The following is a 16168-nucleotide window of genomic DNA, read 5'->3' on the forward strand; positions in this document are numbered from 1 at the left end:
GGCTTGGCGGAAAGCGCAACCTTCATGCGTCTCCCTCATAGAAGAAAAGGATTGCCATTCCGCACCGGCGGCGCAGAGATATCGACCCCAACGAAAACAAATCGGGAGGTCGTCATGCGTTTGGAAGGCGGATGCTATTGCGGCGAAGTTCGCTACGTGGCCGAAGGTGATCCGATGATGCAGGCGCAGTGTCATTGCCGCGAATGCCAGTACATCTCGGGCGGCGCGCCCAACACCTTCATCGCGATGCCGGCGGCCGGCTTCAGCTACACCAGGGGCCAGCCCAAGCAGTTTCACGCGCAAGGATCTCGAACGCGCGTAGCGCGGGAATTCTGCGCGAATGTGGCACGCATCTGGTGACCAAGGTTCCGGGATTACCGGCCGCAATCCTGGAGGTCGGCACGCTGGATGATCCAACGAAGTTCTATCCGCAGATGGCGATCTACACCTGCGACAAGCAGGAGTTTCACGCGATCCCATCGCGCATGGCGACGTTCGAGAAGCTGCCGGCGCGCTGAGGCGCGCTTGGATCTCGTCAGAAGGGCGTGGATGGCTGGGACAGGCCCGGCCATGAGGGAGCTTGGCAGCCCATGCATCTCCGCTATCCGGCCGCATAATTCGGGCTCTGGACGGACCAGCCGACCGATGGTTAATCGCGTCTTAACCTCGCCCTATCTATGGTGAACTGAACCGCTTCCCGCCGGGGCCTTCGCGCGACCGGCTGTTCCAAGAGTGCTGGCGCCCAGAATGGTCATGACCGCTTCATCCCGTGCGCCACAGGCCAGTGGAAGCTCCAACAACGAACGCTCGCCCTTCGTCAGGCTGAACGAGCTGCTGGCGCCGCATCAGCCCGGCAAACCCTTGATTTCGCTCGCGGTCGGCGAGCCGCAGCATCCCGTGCCCGACTTCGTCGGCCCGGTGCTGGCCAAGCATATCGCCGATTTCGGCCGCTACCCGATGAACCAGGGCACGGAGCCGTTCCGCGCGGCGGCCAGCGCCTGGTTGTCGTCGCGCTTCAAGCTGCCGCGAGCGCTCGACCCAAAGAGCGAAATTCTCGTACTCAATGGCAGCCGGGAAGGGCTGTTCCTCGCCGCGATCGCAGCCGCCCGCTATGTCGGCCCGCGTCCCGGCAAGCCGGCGATCCTGATGCCGAACCCGTTCTATCCGGTCTATGGCGCGGGCGCCGGTGCAGCGGCCTGCGAGCCGGTCTATCTGCCGACCACGGTCGAGAACGGCTTCCTGCCAGATCTCGATGCCATCGACGAGGCGACGCTGGCGCGCACGGTGGCGTTCTATCTGGCCTCGCCCGCCAATCCGCAGGGCTCGGTCGCCTCGCGCGACTACTTCACGCGCCTGAAGAGCCTCGCCGATCGCCACGGCTTCATGATCCTCAGCGACGAGTGCTATTCGGAAATCTATACCCGCGAAGCGCCGGGCAGCGCGCTCGAATGCGCCGGCCCCGATTTCACCCGCGTGGCCGCGTTCCAGTCATTGTCGAAGCGCTCGAACCTTCCGGGCCTGCGCGTCGGCTTTGCCGCCGGCGACAAGAAATTCATCGGCATGTTCCTGGAGCTGCGCAACATCGCCGCGCCGCAGGTGCCGGTGCCGCTGCAGCATGTCGCGACCTATGCTTACGGCGACGAAGCGCATGTCGAGGAAAACCGCAGGCTCTACCGGATCAAGTTCGATCTCGCCGACCAGATCATCGGCAATCGTTACGGCTATCGCCGGCCCGATGCCGGCTTCTGCGTCTGGCTCAACACGTCCGAGATCGGCGACGACGTGTCGGTGTGTCTGAAATTGTTCAAGGAAGCCGGCGTGCGCGTGGTGCCCGGCAGCTTTCTGGCGCGGCAACAGCCCGATGGCTTCAATCCCGGCGCAGGCTACATCCGCCTGGCGCTGGTGCAGGATGGCGAGACCACGGCGCAGGCGCTGCACCGGCTGGTCGAGACTCTGGGTTAGGCGGGGCCCATGAGCATGTCGGCAATCGAACGTGTCATTCCCCTGGTCGGCCATCTGCCGCCTTCGATCCGTGAGGGCCTGGCGCGGCGCGTGCGCGAGCTCTCCGGCTTCGGCCTGATCGCGTTGTCGGGCGTCGCCTCGGCAGCGCTGATGACCTGGTCGGTGCAGGACCCCAGCCTGAGCCACGCAACCTCAAGGCCGATCCGCAACATACTCGGCTATGCTGGCGCGATCGGCGCCGACCTTGCCATGCAGATCCTCGGGCTCGGCGCCATCATGCTGGTCCTGACCGTCGCGGTCTGGGGCTGGCGCATGATGACCCACCGCCCGTTCGACCGCGAGGCGCTGCGGCTCGGCTCCTGGATTCTCTGCACGGTGATCGCGGCAGGCTTCGTCAGCTGCTGGCCGCATGGCGGTGCATGGCCGCTGCCGACCGGCCTCGGCGGCGTGGTCGGCGATGCGCTCGTGCGCGCGCCCGCGGTGATTTTCGGGCCAGCCGGTACGATCTATCGCATCGTGCTGGGCACGATCCTGTTCGCCGCGATGGCCGCGACCTTCCTGATCGCCTGCGGTCTTGGCGCCCGCGAGCATGACGACGAGCTCTCGGAGATTGAGAACGACGACAAGCCGCTCGACGAGGACGAGGAGAACGATCGCGGCTCGGTGTCGCTGGGCTGGCTGTTCCATGCACTGATGAGCACCAAGGCGCGGCTGATCTGGCTGTGTGGTGCCGCTTACCGCTCGCTCGTTTCGAGCGGCCCGAAGACCAAGGCCGCCGCGTTCAGCCGCCAGGAGCCGAATCTCGGCGGCGGCCGCGCCGCGCCGTCGATCTCGCCGCGGGCCGAGGACGGGGACGGGGACGAGGATTACGAGGACCAGCACGAAGAAGAGGACGACGAGGAGGAGGAAGAACAGCCGGCCGCGCGCGCTCCGCGCAAGAAGGCCGCGCCGAAGACCCCCGCAAAGAAATCCTCCGACAAGTTCGAGCTTCCATCCGTCTCGGTGCTGGCCGCGCCTAAGGCCGGAGATCGCCAGCCGCTCAGCAAGGCCGAGCTCGAAGCCAATTCGCGTTCGCTCGAAGGCGTGCTGCAGGATTTCGGCGTGCGCGGCGAGATCGTGAAGGCCAATCCGGGCCCCGTGGTCACGCTGTACGAACTCGAGCCCGCGCCCGGCATCAAATCGTCGCGCGTGATCGGCTTGGCCGACGACATCGCCCGTTCGATGAGCGCGCTGTCGGCACGCGTCGCCGTCGTACCCGGCCGTAACGCCATCGGCATCGAGCTGCCGAACGCGCATCGCGAAAAGGTCTATCTGCGCGAGCTGCTGGTCGCCAAGGAGACTGTCGATTCGGTTGCGAAGCTGCCGCTCTGCCTCGGCAAGACCATCGGCGGCGACCCCGTCATCATCGACCTCGCGCGCACGCCGCACATGCTGATCGCCGGCACCACCGGCTCCGGCAAGTCGGTCGCGATCAACACCATGATCCTCAGCCTGGTCTACCGGCTGCGCCCGGACCAGTGCCGCCTGATCATGGTCGATCCGAAGATGCTCGAACTCTCCGTCTATGACGGCATTCCCCATCTGCTGACGCCCGTCGTGACCGACCCGAAGAAGGCGGTGGTCGCCCTGAAATGGGCCGTGCGCGAGATGGAAGAGCGCTACAAGAACATGGCCAAGCTCGGTGTGCGTAACATCGACGGCTACAACACGCGCCTGGGCGAGTTGAAGGCCAAGGGCGAGGAGCCGACGCGCACGGTGCATACCGGCTTCGACAAGGAAACCGGCAAGGCGATCTACGAGGAAGAAAAGCTCTCGCTCGATCCGCTGCCCTACATCGTCATCATCGTCGACGAAATGGCCGACCTGATGATGGTCGCCGGCAAGGACATCGAAGGCGCCGTGCAGCGCCTCGCGCAGATGGCGCGCGCCGCCGGCCTGCACGTGATCCTCGCGACGCAGCGTCCGTCGGTCGACGTCATCACCGGCACCATCAAGGCGAACTTCCCGACCCGCATCGCCTTCCAGGTGACGTCCAAGATCGACAGCCGTACCATTCTGGGCGAGATGGGCGCCGAGCAGCTGCTCGGCCAGGGCGACATGCTCTACATGGCCGGCGGCGGCCGGATCAGCCGCGTGCACGGACCTTTCGCGTCAGACGATGAAGTCGAGAAGGTGGTGCGTCACCTCAAGACGCAGGGCCAGCCGGAATATCTCGAAGCTGTTACCGCCGAGGAGCCGGCCGAAGACGAGGACGGCGGCGCCGTGTTCGACGCCAGCGGCATGGGCGCGGATGGCGGTGGCGATTTGTTCCAGCAGGCCGTTGCGATCGTCAAACGCGACCGCAAGGCCTCGACCAGCTACATCCAGCGTCGCCTGCAGATCGGCTATAACCGCGCCGCATCGCTGATGGAGCGCATGGAACTGGAAGGTATCGTCGGACCTGCCAACCACGCCGGCAAACGCGAGATTCTGGTCGAGGAAGAAGACAGCCATATGTGAGGCGGAGCCTCGAGACATCATTTCACGCGAAATCGTTATCTGCTTTTGCCCGAAATCACGCTAAAAGACGCCCAGCCACGTTAGGACGACGCGTTGATCAGACATCCGGACATTCGAATCGCCGCCACCATCGCTGCGCGAAGCGCGCGCGTGGCCGGCGTGCTTTTGGTCACCGCCGCGATGGTGACCGTAGCGTCATTCGCACAGACCGTGCCGGTGCCGAAACCCGCGCCGAAGGGCCGTGAAGGCGGAGGGTCCGGCGGCCCGGCCGTCACCGGCGCGACCCAGACACCGCCGAATCCAGTCATCCCGGATCCGCGCCGCAACGTGCCGAGCAGCATCTTCCAGACCTTCGATGCCAACCAGAAGGCGCAGGCGGCCAAGGTCAGCGCCTACCTGTCGTCGCTGTCGACGCTGGTCGGGAATTTCGTCCAGGTCGGTCCCGACGGCAGCAAGACGCAAGGCGATTTTTACATCCAGAAACCCGGCAAGGTGCGGTTCGAATACAACGCACCGAGCCCGATCGACATCGTCGCCGACGGATCCTCGCTGGTGGTGCGCGACCGCAAGCTCGCGACCCAGGACGTCTATCCGCTGTCGCAGACGCCGCTGCGCTTCCTGCTGTCGGATCGCATCGACCTGATGAAGGACACCAACGTCGTCAACGTCTCGGCCGACGACGTTTTCGTCAGCGTCACCATCGAGGAGAAGCAGGCGCTGGTCGGCACCAGCCGGCTGCTGCTGATGTTCGGCGCCAAGGACGGCCAATTGAAGCAGTGGACCGTCACCGATCCGCAGGGCTACGACACCACGATCGCCGTCTACAATCTGGATTCCAGCAAGAAGCTCGATCCCGGCATGTTCAAGATCGATTTTACCAATTACGGCCCGGCGCCGGGCTGAGCTTCGTGTCCCGGACGCGACGCAGCGCCGAGCGGTGCGGCGCAGCGTCGGGGGCACGAGAGATTGTCGTGGATGGATGGTATCGGCCGATCGTGCACGAGTGCTTTCCCCGCGCCAATCCATGCTAAGACGCATCTCTCATGCGTTTTTCCCTGACAACCTGGAACATCAATTCGGTACGGCTGCGCATCGAACTGGTCGCGAAATTCCTCAAGAGTGCGCGGCCGGACGTGCTGTGCCTGCAGGAGACCAAGTGCATCGACGATGCATTTCCGCTGAAGCGCTTCAAGCGGCTCGGCTACGAGCACGTCGCGCTGAACGGGCAGAAGGGCTATCACGGCGTCGCCATCGTCTCGAAGATTCCGTTCGAATCGACTGATATGCGCACCTTCTGCGACAAGGTGGATTCGCGTCACATCTCGGTCTCGTTCGGCGAGAAGGCCAATATCGCAAAGCCGCTGGTGGTGCATAATTTCTATGTCCCCGCGGGCGGCGACATTCCCGATCCCGCGCTGAACGAGAAGTTCGATCACAAGCTCCGTTTCCTCGACGAAATGAAGGCGTGCGAGCCGCTGCATCCGCGCGGCGAGGATCGCCACATCCTGGTCGGCGATCTCAACGTCGCCCCGCACGAGAATGACGTGTGGTCGCACAAGCAGCTTCTGAAGGTGGTCTCGCACACGCCGGTCGAAACCGAGAAGTTGAAGGCGGCGCTAGAAGCCGGCGAATGGGTCGACGTCGCACGCGACCGGATTCCGATGTCGGAGAAAGTCTACACGTGGTGGAGCTACCGCTCCGCCGACTGGACCGTCGGCGATCGTGGCCGCAGGCTCGACCACATCTGGGTCTCGCGCGCGTTGAAAGACGCGGTCAGCGATTTCAGGATCCTGCGCGACGCGCGGAGTTGGGAGCGACCGTCGGACCACGTGCCTGTCACGGTGACGCTGGAGGTTTAGTCTGCGTCATTCCGAATTCGCGACTTCGTCGCGCCCCGGAACGACGGCCGCTAAGACGTCAGCTTCGCACCCGCCATCAGGATGTCGCTGGCAATCTGGCTGGAGCGGATTGCGAATTCATCGCGCAGCCGAACCGCGGCGGCCGGATCGCTTTCGAGCACGCGCTGGAACAGGCTGCGCGCGACGCGGATGACGGAAGAATGCTCCAGCGCGATCGCGCTCGACGGCCGCTTCATCGGCACCACCAGCGCGAGCTCGCCGATCAGCGCTCCGGGACCCGCGATCATCTCGGCGCCGGCGCCGTCGTCGACCCGGAAAGCGCCGCGCTGGACCACGAAGCCGGCATCGGCGTCGTCGCCGAGGTTGAACAGGGTGTCGCCGCGGACGAAGTTGCGCTGCTCGGAGCCGATCGCCAGCATGCGCAACGAGGCCTCTCCCAACAGGCGCAGTGTCGGGACTCGCTCGAGAAGCGCTACGTCGTCGTCGATTGACATTCAGATCCGAGGCTCAAAGGCATGCGATCTAAAACGATTCGCACGCCCTTCGAGCGTATCACGGCACCAGCTTGTAGCCACCGGCTTCCGTGACCAGGATTTCCGGGTTGGCAGCGTCCTTCTCGATCTTCTGGCGGAGGCGGTAGATGTGGGTTTCCAGCGTGTGGGTGGTGACGCCGGAATTATAGCCCCATACCTCCTGGAGCAGGGTCTCGCGCGAGACCGGCATCTGGCCGGCGCGGTAGAGGAAGCGGAGGATGGCGGTCTCCTTCTCCGTGAGCCGCACCTTGCGCGCATTGGCGGCGGTGAGCATCTTGGAGCCGGGCCGGAAGGAGTAGGGGCCGACCGAGAACACCGCGTCCTCGCTGGCCTCGTGCTGGCGCAGCTGGGCGCGGATGCGGGCCAGCAGGACGGCGAAACGAAAGGGCTTTGCCACATAGTCGTTGGCGCCGGATTCCAGCCCCAAAATCGTATCGGAATCGGTGTCGTGCCCGGTCAGCATGATGATCGGGGCCTTGAAGCCGCCTTTGCGCAGGGAGCGGACCACCTCGCGGCCGTCGGTGTCGGGCAGGCCGACATCCATCAGGACCAGATCGGGGGAGTTGGCCTTTGCGGCACTGGCGCCCTTGGCGCCGGTATCGACAGCGGAGGCTTCGAATTCTTCGTGCAGCGATAATTGCTCCACCAACGTATCGCGCAGATCGGTATCGTCATCCACGATGAGGATCTTGCGGGCATTGGCCATAGGGGGTCATCCTTTTGGAGTCCGACTCGGCGCGCATGCATGCTGCACCCAATCGGAAGGGGAAGTTAGGGGTCGCCGTTATTATTGTTGTTCGTGTTGAAGTAGTGGGCTGTTACCGATTCACAAGCCGGAAGCACTCTAACTCAGAATAGCAGGCCGGTTCGATGAATGTCCTGTAATGAATTCGACATTGCACGTTCACATGAAAAATAAAGCAGCATCAGCTAGTTACATCGCCAATCGAAGTGCCGGACCGCTGTTCGCGATCCGCGTTAAGGCTGCGGCCGGGAATCCGCGCCGGGGCTGGCTGTCGGCCGGGACGCTGACCATTCCGGTGGCACTGGGCCGCGGCGGCATTCTCGCCAACAAGCGCGAGGGTGACGGCGGCACCCCGAAGGGCAGCTTCCGTCCCAGGCGCCTGTGGTGGCGGGGCGACCGGCACAGCCGGCCGCAGACCTTCCTGCCGGCCCGGATCATCACCGGCGAGGACGCATGGTGCGAGGACCCCAAAGACCGCCATTACAACCGGGGAATCCGGCTCGGCGCGGGGCAGGGCGGCGACCGGCTCAAACGGGCCGACCATCTCTATGACTTCATTGTCGAAATCGACCACAATACCAGGCCGCGCATCGCCGGCCGTGGCAGCGCGGTATTTTTGCACCTCGCCCGCGACAATTTCGGCCCAACCGCGGGCTGCGTCTCGATGACAAAATCTGCGATGGTGCAATTGCTGCGGCGCTTGGGACCAAGAACAAAAATCATCATCGGGTGAGGGCACATGCTGGACGGGGATCAGATCGCGGCCGCCGCGCGCGTGCTCGTTCAACATTGGCGCGACGGCACCAAGCTTGACGCGCTGGAGCCGCGGCTGCGGCCGCAGAACCGGACTGAGGGCTACGCCGTTCAGGCGGCACTCGAAACATTGTCGCGCGGGACATTGTTCGGCTGGAAGATCGCGGCCACGAGCTTATCGGGACAGAAGCACATCAACGTCACGGGACCGCTGGCCGGTCGCATCATGAGCGACACCGTGATCGCCGATGGCGGCACCGCGTCGATGAAGGGCAATGAGATGCGCGTCGGCGAACCGGAGTTCGCCTTCCGCATCGGACGCGATCTGCCGCCGCGCGCAACGCCCTACACTGTCGAGGAGGTGCTCGCCGCCGTCGAGACGTTCCATCCTGCGATCGAGATTCCCGATTCGCGCTTTGCCGATTTCACCAGAGCGGGCGAGGCTCAGCTGATCGCCGACAACGCCTGCGCGCATCTGTTCGTGCTGGGCGCGGCGACGACTGCGAACTGGCGTGGGATGGATCTCGTCGAGGAACGGCCACAGATCACGCTGCGCGGCGAGCGCCATGTCGGCCACGGAAAGAACGTGCTCGGCGATCCCCGCGCCGCGCTCGCCTGGCTCGCCAACGAGTTGCGCGGCCTTGGACTCACCTTGCGAGCAGGGCAGGTGGTGACCACAGGCACATGCCATCCGCCGCTGCCGATCCAGGCCGGCGATCATTTCAGGGCGGACTTCGGGGTATTGGGGAAGGTTTCAGTGGGGTTCGCTTAGGCAGGGCACGCTCCGCCGTCGTCCCTGCGAACGCAGGGACGACAGCAATCACCGGTGCCCGAAGATCGCACTCCCCACGCGGACATGAGTGGCACCCAGCATGATGGCGTTGGCGAAATCGGCGCTCATGCCCATCGAGAGATTGGTCAATCCGTTGCGCGCGGCGATCTTGGCGGTCAGCGCGAAGTGCGCCGCCGGCGGCTCGTCGACCGGCGGAATGCACATCAATCCGGAGATTGTCAGCCCGTAGGTGTCGCGGCAGCTGGCGAGGAAGGCATCGGCCTCGCCGGGGGCGATGCCGGCCTTCTGCGGCTCCTCGCCGGTGTTGATCTGGACGAAGAGTTGCGGGTGCCTGTTCTGGGATTCGATTTCCTTGGCTAACGCCTGGCAAATGCTCGGGCGGTCGACCGAATGGATGGCGTCGAACAGCGCGACCGCCTCTTTCGCCTTGTTGGACTGCAGCGGTCCGATCAGATGCAGCGCGATGCCCGGGTAAACGGACGTTAACGCAGGCCACTTGCCTTTGGCCTCCTGGACCCGATTCTCGCCGAATACGCGTTGTCCGGCGTCGATAACCGGGACAATTGCATCCGCGTCGAAGGTCTTGGACACCGCGATCAGCGTCACCGAGGCGCGATCGCGTCGCGCATCCCTGCAGGCGCGGGCGATTTCGGCTTCGACCGCGGCGAGCGCGTTTGGTGAATGGCCGGGTACCGGCCCATCGTTTTCATCTGTCATGACGGCAATTGATTAAGGTCGTAGCCCGGGTAAGTCCAATTTTACCGAGTTCAAGAAAGAGTTTTTGAACCCTTCGCTTTACCTTGGCCAACGGGGTGGGTAGCGAAGATGGCAAGCGTCAGTTTCAACCGCAAACGAGCGAAACTCAAGCAGGTTCTCGGAATCCGGGCGCGCCTTGCGCTGCTCGCGGTGATTCTGGTGGCGCCCTTGATGCTGGAGCGCATCCGTTCGCTGGAAGACACCCGCACGCGGCAGATCGCGCAGGCCACGGCTGAATTCAACACCGTCGCAAGACACAGCGCCGATGCGCAGCGCGAGGTGATCTCGTCGGTCGAGACCATCCTGAAATCGGAGGCCTTCATTCGCGCCTCCGCTGGCGGCGTCAGCAAGAGCTGCGACGTGCTGCGCGCGAGCCTGCCGTCGAACCTGCCCTGGATCCGCACGCTCTTGATCGCGGGCGCAGACGGGCGCATCCAGTGCGCGACCAACAACATGTATGTCGGCCTCGACCTGAGCGACCGGCCCTACTTTCAGCAGGCTCAAGCGAGCGGCCGCTTCGTGCTGAGCGATTTCATCCTGTCGCGGCCGGTGCAGACGCCGACCGTAATGGCGGTCTATCCGGTATCCGCCTTCAGCGGCACAACCGACGCCGTCGTGCTCGCCACGGTCAACCTCGACTGGATGTCGAAGGTCATGAACAATCTCGGCGGCCGCGCCGGCATCACCGCCGTGCTGGTCGACAGCGCAGGCACCGTGCTGGCCGCGCCGGCCGATCAGCACAGTACGGTCGGCCGTCCGCTCGACAACATGCCGCTGATGTCGGCTATCGCCGACAGGGCGCTGCGTTCCGACCAGGACGAAGGCTCATTGTCGTTCCGCGCCGCCGACGGCTCGCGTCGCGCGGTCAGCTACATTCGCATCTCCGGCACCAATGCCCGCCTGATCGCCAGCATCGACGAAGACAAGGTGTCCGCGGCAGTCAACCGCGACATCCGTACCGCCTATCTCCAGCTCGGTTTCGTTGTCGTGTTCGTCCTGCTCGGCGCGCTGATCGCCGCCGAAAAGCTCGTCATCAAGCCGATCGAGATGCTCGTCGACATGGCCAAGCGTCTCGGCGAGGGCGATCTGTCGGCCCGCGCGGCGCGCAACCGCCTGCCGGCCGAGTTCGTGCCGCTGGCCCGCGCGTTCAACGCAATGGCGGCGCAGCTGAGCCAGCGTGAGCGCGAGCTGATCGCGAGCAACGACCGGCTGACGGTGATGGCCTCGATCGACATGCTGTCGGGGCTCAACAATCGCCGCGGCTTCCAGAGCCGGCTCGACTTCGAATGGATGCGCGCGCAGCAATATGGCAGCGACCTCGCGCTGCTGATGATCGACGTCGACCACTTCAAGCTGTTCAACGACACCTATGGCCATCTCGAAGGCGATTCCTGCCTGACCCGGCTCGGCGAATCCCTGTCCGGCATCGCCGCCGACACGATGGGTTTCGCGGCCCGCTATGGCGGCGAGGAGTTCTGCCTGCTGCTGCCGAACACCGAATTGAACCGCGCCGTCGAGATCGGCGAGCAGGTGCGCGCGGCGGTGCTGAGGCTGTGCCTGCCGCACATTACCTCGGCCCACATGATCGTGACCGTCTCGATCGGCGTTGCCGCAGCGAAGCCCAACGAGGCCTTGCGTCCCGGCGACCTGATCGAAGCCGCCGACGCCGCGCTCTACGCCGCAAAACACCGCGGCCGCAACAAGGTCGTCGAGCATGGCGTTGAGGCAATCGAGACCGGCGCGGCGGACATGATGATGGCGGGCTGATCGTCAGCCAAGGCCGACGTCGCCGACGCCACGCCCCGCAACAGGCTAACCCGCAGTCCCTGCGCGATCGAGCTCGGTCTCCGTCACAACGCGATTGCGGCCGCTGCTCTTGGCGAGATAGAGGGCGCGGTCGCAGCGCTCGATGAGATCGGCGATGGCTTCGCCGGCCCGGTATTGCGCCACGCCGATCGACACGCTGATGCTGGGCAGGACCTCACCGGTCGAGCGGCGGGTGATCGTGCACTCCGCGAGCGCGTGCCTGATGCGCTCGGCGAGATCGGCACAGGTGGCGAGATCGGCATCCGGCAGCACCGCGATCAGCTCCTCGCCGCCATAGCGCGCCGGCAGATCCTGCTCGCGAACCTTTTCGCGCAGCACCTTCGCCATCAGGCGCAACACCTGGTCGCCGACGCCGTGGCCGAAATTGTCGTTGAACGCCTTGAAGTGGTCGATGTCGAGCATCAGCATGCTGAGCGGCTCGCCCCACGCCGCAGTCGCCTGCGCCTTGCGCAGGAATTCGTCGAGCGCCCGTCGGTTTGCGAGGCCGGTCAGCGTGTCGGTCCGGGCGCGCTCCTCGGACCTCGATAGCGAATCGCGGATGACATCGAGCTCGCGGGTCTTTTCCGCAAAGCCGGCTTCCAGCCGTGTCGCCCGCGTGGCGGCCCGCGCCAACTCGTTCATGAGCTGGGCGACCAGCGCCTTCGGATCGACGCCGGCTTTGCCCTGGTCCGCCACCTCGCTGATGACCTGCATCTGCGAATGGTTGTCGGCGATCGCGGTCGTCAGAAATTCCTTCGCTGCCCCCATCAGCGCCTGCAGCCGCTCGGACGTGTCGACCACCGCGGCGGCACTCACCTGGGGCGCGACATAAGTCTTGAACAGGTCCCGATTGGTCCTGGTGTCGAAGGGACGATTGTGGTCGATCAGGAGATCGATGGCGTTGCGCAGATCGTCATGGCCGCCCGCGAAATACAGGAACCAGACGGCAAAATTGGCCGGGGTCGGCGCAATCCGCTGTTCGGCCATGCTCCGCATCGCCCGTCCGGCGACGGACGCGGCATAGTCGTAGTCGGGTTCGTCGAAGCTGGAATCCATCGTGGTCATGCGGTCTCGTCGGGGCCGCAAATTGGCATCGAGCCCTTAACCCCGCCCCAACGTGCGCCCTCGTAGTTATGCGGAGACGCCGGCAAAGTTCCAAATCGCGGCAACCCATTGACCCCTTAAGGACTTCTATGGCCTAGTCCGCCGTCTTGAGACGGCCGAACCCACGAAAACCCCAACGATTCCATGACCTCCGAACGCTATAACGCCCGCGACGCCGAACCGCGCTGGCAACGCCTCTGGGACGAACAGGCGATCTTCGTCTCCAAGAACGACGATTCGCGGCCGAAATACTACGTGCTGGAGATGTTCCCCTACCCGTCCGGGCGCATCCATATCGGCCATGTCCGAAATTATACGCTCGGCGACGTGCTGGCCCGCTTCATGCGCGCCAAAGGGTTCAACGTGCTGCATCCCATGGGCTGGGACGCCTTCGGCCTGCCGGCCGAGAATGCCGCGATCGAGCGCAAGGTCGCGCCGAAGGCCTGGACCTACGACAACATCGCCGCGATGAAGAAGCAGCTCCGCTCGATCGGGCTGTCGCTGGACTGGTCACGCGAATTCGCGACCTGCGACCCCAGCTACTACAAGCATCAGCAGAAGATGTTTCTGGACATGCTCGCCGCAGGTTTGGCCGAGCGGGAGAAGCGCAAGCTGAACTGGGATCCGGTCGACATGACCGTGCTCGCCAACGAGCAGGTGATCGACGGGCGCGGCTGGCGCTCCGGTGCCGTTGTCGAACAGCGCGAGATGAGCCAATGGGTCTTCAAGATCACGAAGTACTCGCAGGAGCTGCTGTCCGCGCTGGATGGGCTTGATCGCTGGCCTGACAAGGTGCGGCTGATGCAGCGCAACTGGATCGGCCGCTCGGAAGGGCTGCTGGTCCGCTTCGCGCTGGATCAGGTGACGACTCCCGCCGGCGAGAGTGAGCTGAAGATCTTCACGACGCGCCCGGACACGCTGTTCGGCGCAAAGTTCATGGCGATCTCGGCGGATCATCCGCTGGCGCAGGCAGCCGCCGCGAAGAACCCTCAGCTTGCGCAATTCATTGCCGACATTAAGAAGATCGGCACCGCACAGTCGATCATCGACACGGCGGAGAAGCAGGGTTTCGACACCGGTATCCGCGCGGTCCATCCGTTCGATCCGAGCTGGAAGCTGCCGGTCTATGTCGCCAATTTCGTGCTGATGGAATACGGCACCGGTGCGATCTTCGGCTGCCCGGCGCATGACCAGCGCGACCTCGATTTCGTCAACAAATACGGCCTCGGCAACATTCCGGTGGTCTGCCCCGAGGGCCAGGATCCCAAGACGTTCGTCATCACAGACACCGCCTATGACGGTGACGGCCGCATGATCAATTCGCGCTTCCTCGACGGCATGACCATCGAACAGGCCAAGGACGAGGTCGCCAGACGGCTGGAAAGCGAGCTGCGCGGTAATGCGCCGGTCGGCGAGCGACAGGTGAACTTCCGCCTGCGCGACTGGGGCATTTCGCGCCAGCGCTATTGGGGCTGTCCGATTCCCGTCATCCATTGCCCGAAATGCGATGTGGTGCCGGTGCCGGATGCCGACCTGCCCGTCGTGCTGCCGGAGGATGTGAGCTTCGACAAGCCGGGCAACGCGCTCGACCATCACCCGACCTGGAAGCACGTGACTTGCCCCAAATGCGGCGGCAAGGCGAGCCGCGAAACCGACACCATGGACACTTTCGTGGATTCGTCCTGGTATTTTGCGCGCTTCACCGATCCCTGGAACGAGAGCGCGCCGACGACGCCCGCGGTAGCCAACCGGATGCTCCCGGTCGACCAGTATATCGGTGGCGTCGAGCACGCGATCCTGCATCTGCTCTACAGCCGCTTCTTCACCCGCGCGATGAAGGCGACCGGGCACATCGCGCTGGACGAGCCGTTCGCCGGCATGTTCACGCAGGGCATGGTGGTGCACGAGACCTACCAGAAGGCTGACGGCACCTATGTGCAGCCGGCCGAGGTCAAGGTCGAGGTGGGCGGTAATGGGCGCCGCGCAACGCTGCTGACGACGGGCGAAGACATCCAGATCGGCCCGATCGAGAAGATGTCGAAGTCGAAGAAGAACACGGTCGACCCCGACGACATCATCGAGACCTACGGCGCCGACGTCGCGCGCTGGTTCATGCTGTCCGACTCCCCGCCCGACCGCGACGTGATCTGGAGCGACGAGCGCGTCCAGGGCGCCTCGCGTTTCGTGCAGCGGCTGTGGCGGCTGGTGAACGATTCCGTCGAGCTCGGCAGCGCCGCGCCGGCGGCCCGGCCGGCCAACTTCGGTCCCGACGCCACCGCCCTGCGCAAGGCCGCCCATGGCGCGCTCGACAAGGTCACCACCGGGATCGAGCGGCTGCACTTCAACGTCTGCCTGGCCCATATCCGCGAATTCGCCAATAGCTTCTCGGAGATCCTGCAGCGACCCGGCCAGCCGGCAGCCGATCTCGCTCCAGATCTGGCCTGGGCGATCCGGGAAGCCAGCCAGATCCTGGTCCAGCTGTTCTCCCCGATGATGCCGCACCTCGCCGAGGAGTGCTGGCAGGCTCTCGGCCAGACCGGGCTGGTTTCAGAGGCCAATTGGCCGCAAATCGAACGCGATTTGCTGGTCGAAGACAGTGTGACCCTGGTGGTCCAGATCAACGGCAAGAAGCGGGGTGATGTCACAGTTGCAACAGCGGCCCAGAATCCGGAAATCGAGGCTGCCGTTTTGGCGCTCGATGCGGTAAAGCTGGCCCTGGACGGCAAGCCCGTCCGCAAGGTGATCATCGTCCCCAAGAGGATCGTGAATGTTGTCGGCTAGGATCCGCATCGCAGCCCGCTTGCTGGCGGTCGCCGCCTTGGCGGCGCTGACGGCTGGCTGCTTCCAGCCGATGTATGCCGAGCGCGGCGACGGCCTGCCCGGCTTGCGCGAGAAGCTGATGGGGGTGGAGCTGCCCCCGATCAACAAACCCAATGCCTCGCGCGAAGCCCGCGTCGGCGTCGAAATCCGCAACGCCCTGGCCTTCAAGCTCTACGGCAGCGCGACGGGCATGCCGCCGACCCACAAGCTGGACATCCGTTTCACCACCAGCCGCTCGTCGCTGATCGTCAGCGCCACGACGGGACTGCCGACCAGCGAAAATCTCGGCATCGACGCCCAGTACAATTTGGTCGAGGTCGCGACCGGCAAATCGGTGATGACCGGCACCACGTTCTCGCGCGTGTCCTACGACATGCCGGGCTCGTATCAGCGCTTCTCCCGCACCCGCGCCGTGCGCGACGCGGAGGATCGTGCCGCCAGCGAGATCGCCGAGAACATCACCACCCGGCTCGCCTCGTTCTTCACCGCAGGTACCTAAATTCACTCCGTCATTTCCGGGCGTGACGACATCGTGAGC

At 64.6% G+C, this 16168-nt stretch carries 15 protein-coding genes; 11 read left to right on the forward strand and 4 right to left on the reverse strand.

Annotation, left to right across the window (positions count from 1 at the left end; all coding sequences use genetic code 11):
• Positions 1-51: 51 nt before the first annotated feature.
• From C7G42_RS36085 to xth, 6 genes are all read left to right on the forward strand, one after another.
• The gene (locus tag C7G42_RS36085; RefSeq protein WP_283809839.1) at positions 52-360 is read left to right on the forward strand and encodes a GFA family protein; all 309 of its coding nucleotides are present in this window, start codon (positions 52-54) and stop codon (positions 358-360) included.
• Positions 306-518, forward strand: a complete 213-nt coding sequence (locus tag C7G42_RS01055; RefSeq protein ID WP_283809844.1) for a hypothetical protein — start codon at positions 306-308, stop codon at positions 516-518. The genes C7G42_RS36085 and C7G42_RS01055 overlap by 55 nt, the downstream gene beginning before the upstream one ends.
• A gap of 229 nt (positions 519-747) precedes the next feature.
• Entirely contained in the window at positions 748-1962 is a 1215-nt protein-coding gene (locus tag C7G42_RS01060) for an aminotransferase class I/II-fold pyridoxal phosphate-dependent enzyme (RefSeq protein ID WP_106947270.1), read from the forward strand.
• Between the two features lie 9 nt (positions 1963-1971).
• Positions 1972-4461, forward strand: a complete 2490-nt coding sequence (locus C7G42_RS01065; RefSeq protein WP_106947271.1) for a DNA translocase FtsK — start codon at positions 1972-1974, stop codon at positions 4459-4461.
• 150 nt (positions 4462-4611) lie between these two features.
• Positions 4612-5364 (forward strand): outer membrane lipoprotein carrier protein LolA, encoded by a 753-nt coding sequence (locus C7G42_RS01070; RefSeq protein WP_106948798.1) that lies wholly within the window; start codon positions 4612-4614, stop codon positions 5362-5364.
• 140 nt (positions 5365-5504) lie between these two features.
• A complete protein-coding gene (gene xth / locus C7G42_RS01075; protein WP_106947272.1) occupies positions 5505-6320 on the forward strand; it encodes an exodeoxyribonuclease III in 816 nt (271 codons plus the stop codon).
• 50 nt (positions 6321-6370) lie between these two features.
• Here xth and C7G42_RS01080 read toward each other — a convergent pair whose 3' ends face one another.
• Positions 6371-6814 carry a cyclic nucleotide-binding domain-containing protein gene (locus C7G42_RS01080; protein WP_106947273.1) on the reverse strand — a complete coding sequence of 148 codons (444 nt, stop codon included), beginning with the start codon at positions 6812-6814 and terminating at the stop codon, positions 6371-6373.
• Between the two features lie 58 nt (positions 6815-6872).
• Entirely contained in the window at positions 6873-7559 is a 687-nt protein-coding gene (locus tag C7G42_RS01085; protein ID WP_008142830.1) for a response regulator transcription factor, read from the reverse strand.
• A gap of 202 nt (positions 7560-7761) precedes the next feature.
• Here C7G42_RS01085 and C7G42_RS01090 point away from each other — a divergent pair, with 202 nt between their 5' ends.
• A complete protein-coding gene (locus tag C7G42_RS01090) occupies positions 7762-8331 on the forward strand; it encodes a L,D-transpeptidase family protein (protein WP_502694192.1) in 570 nt (189 codons plus the stop codon).
• Between the two features lie 6 nt (positions 8332-8337).
• The gene (locus tag C7G42_RS01095; RefSeq protein WP_106947275.1) at positions 8338-9123 is read left to right on the forward strand and encodes a 2-keto-4-pentenoate hydratase; all 786 of its coding nucleotides are present in this window, start codon (positions 8338-8340) and stop codon (positions 9121-9123) included.
• A gap of 48 nt (positions 9124-9171) precedes the next feature.
• On the opposite strand, the gene C7G42_RS01100 is transcribed toward C7G42_RS01095, so the two are convergent.
• Positions 9172-9861 carry a YggS family pyridoxal phosphate-dependent enzyme gene (locus C7G42_RS01100; RefSeq protein WP_106947276.1) on the reverse strand — a complete coding sequence of 230 codons (690 nt, stop codon included), beginning with the start codon at positions 9859-9861 and terminating at the stop codon, positions 9172-9174.
• A gap of 108 nt (positions 9862-9969) precedes the next feature.
• On the opposite strand from C7G42_RS01100, the gene C7G42_RS01105 reads away from it, so the two are divergent.
• Positions 9970-11667 carry a diguanylate cyclase domain-containing protein gene (locus C7G42_RS01105; protein WP_106947277.1) on the forward strand — a complete coding sequence of 566 codons (1698 nt, stop codon included), beginning with the start codon at positions 9970-9972 and terminating at the stop codon, positions 11665-11667.
• A 45-nt stretch (positions 11668-11712) separates the two neighbouring features.
• Here the strand turns inward: C7G42_RS01105 and C7G42_RS01110 are convergent, their stop codons facing one another.
• On the reverse strand, positions 11713-12762 hold the full coding sequence (locus C7G42_RS01110) for a GGDEF domain-containing protein (RefSeq protein ID WP_199580771.1): 1050 nt from the start codon (positions 12760-12762) through the stop codon (positions 11713-11715).
• Between the two features lie 192 nt (positions 12763-12954).
• Between C7G42_RS01110 and leuS the strand changes: the two genes are divergently transcribed.
• Positions 12955-15591, forward strand: a complete 2637-nt coding sequence (gene leuS, locus C7G42_RS01115; protein WP_106947278.1) for a leucine--tRNA ligase — start codon at positions 12955-12957, stop codon at positions 15589-15591.
• On the forward strand, positions 15578-16129 hold the full coding sequence (gene lptE, locus C7G42_RS01120) for an LPS assembly lipoprotein LptE (protein WP_106947279.1): 552 nt from the start codon (positions 15578-15580) through the stop codon (positions 16127-16129). Before leuS ends, lptE begins: the two co-directional genes overlap by 14 nt.
• The last annotated feature ends 39 nt before the right edge of the window (positions 16130-16168 follow it).

The organism is Bradyrhizobium sp. MOS003, assembly GCF_003020125.1.
Taxonomy (GTDB): domain Bacteria; phylum Pseudomonadota; class Alphaproteobacteria; order Rhizobiales; family Xanthobacteraceae; genus Bradyrhizobium.

Bases quoted from the DNA above. Each gene is read 5' to 3' on its own strand.
- lptE (WP_106947279.1), top strand. From the start codon at position 15,578: ATGTTGTCGGCTAGGATCCGCATCGCAGCCCGCTTGCTGGCGGTCGCC.
- C7G42_RS01065 (WP_106947271.1), top strand. From the start codon at position 1,972: ATGAGCATGTCGGCAATCGAACGTGTCATTCCCCTGGTCGGCCATCTG.
- C7G42_RS01080 (WP_106947273.1), bottom strand. From the start codon at position 6,814: ATGTCAATCGACGACGACGTAGCGCTTCTCGAGCGAGTCCCGACACTG.
- C7G42_RS01090 (WP_502694192.1), top strand. From the start codon at position 7,762: ATGAAAAATAAAGCAGCATCAGCTAGTTACATCGCCAATCGAAGTGCC.
- C7G42_RS01100 (WP_106947276.1), bottom strand. From the start codon at position 9,861: ATGACAGATGAAAACGATGGGCCGGTACCCGGCCATTCACCAAACGCG.
- C7G42_RS01110 (WP_199580771.1), bottom strand. From the start codon at position 12,762: ATGGATTCCAGCTTCGACGAACCCGACTACGACTATGCCGCGTCCGTC.
- C7G42_RS01095 (WP_106947275.1), top strand. From the start codon at position 8,338: ATGCTGGACGGGGATCAGATCGCGGCCGCCGCGCGCGTGCTCGTTCAA.
- C7G42_RS01060 (WP_106947270.1), top strand. From the start codon at position 748: ATGGTCATGACCGCTTCATCCCGTGCGCCACAGGCCAGTGGAAGCTCC.
- leuS (WP_106947278.1), top strand. From the start codon at position 12,955: ATGACCTCCGAACGCTATAACGCCCGCGACGCCGAACCGCGCTGGCAA.
- xth (WP_106947272.1), top strand. From the start codon at position 5,505: ATGCGTTTTTCCCTGACAACCTGGAACATCAATTCGGTACGGCTGCGC.
- C7G42_RS01105 (WP_106947277.1), top strand. From the start codon at position 9,970: ATGGCAAGCGTCAGTTTCAACCGCAAACGAGCGAAACTCAAGCAGGTT.
- C7G42_RS01085 (WP_008142830.1), bottom strand. From the start codon at position 7,559: ATGGCCAATGCCCGCAAGATCCTCATCGTGGATGACGATACCGATCTG.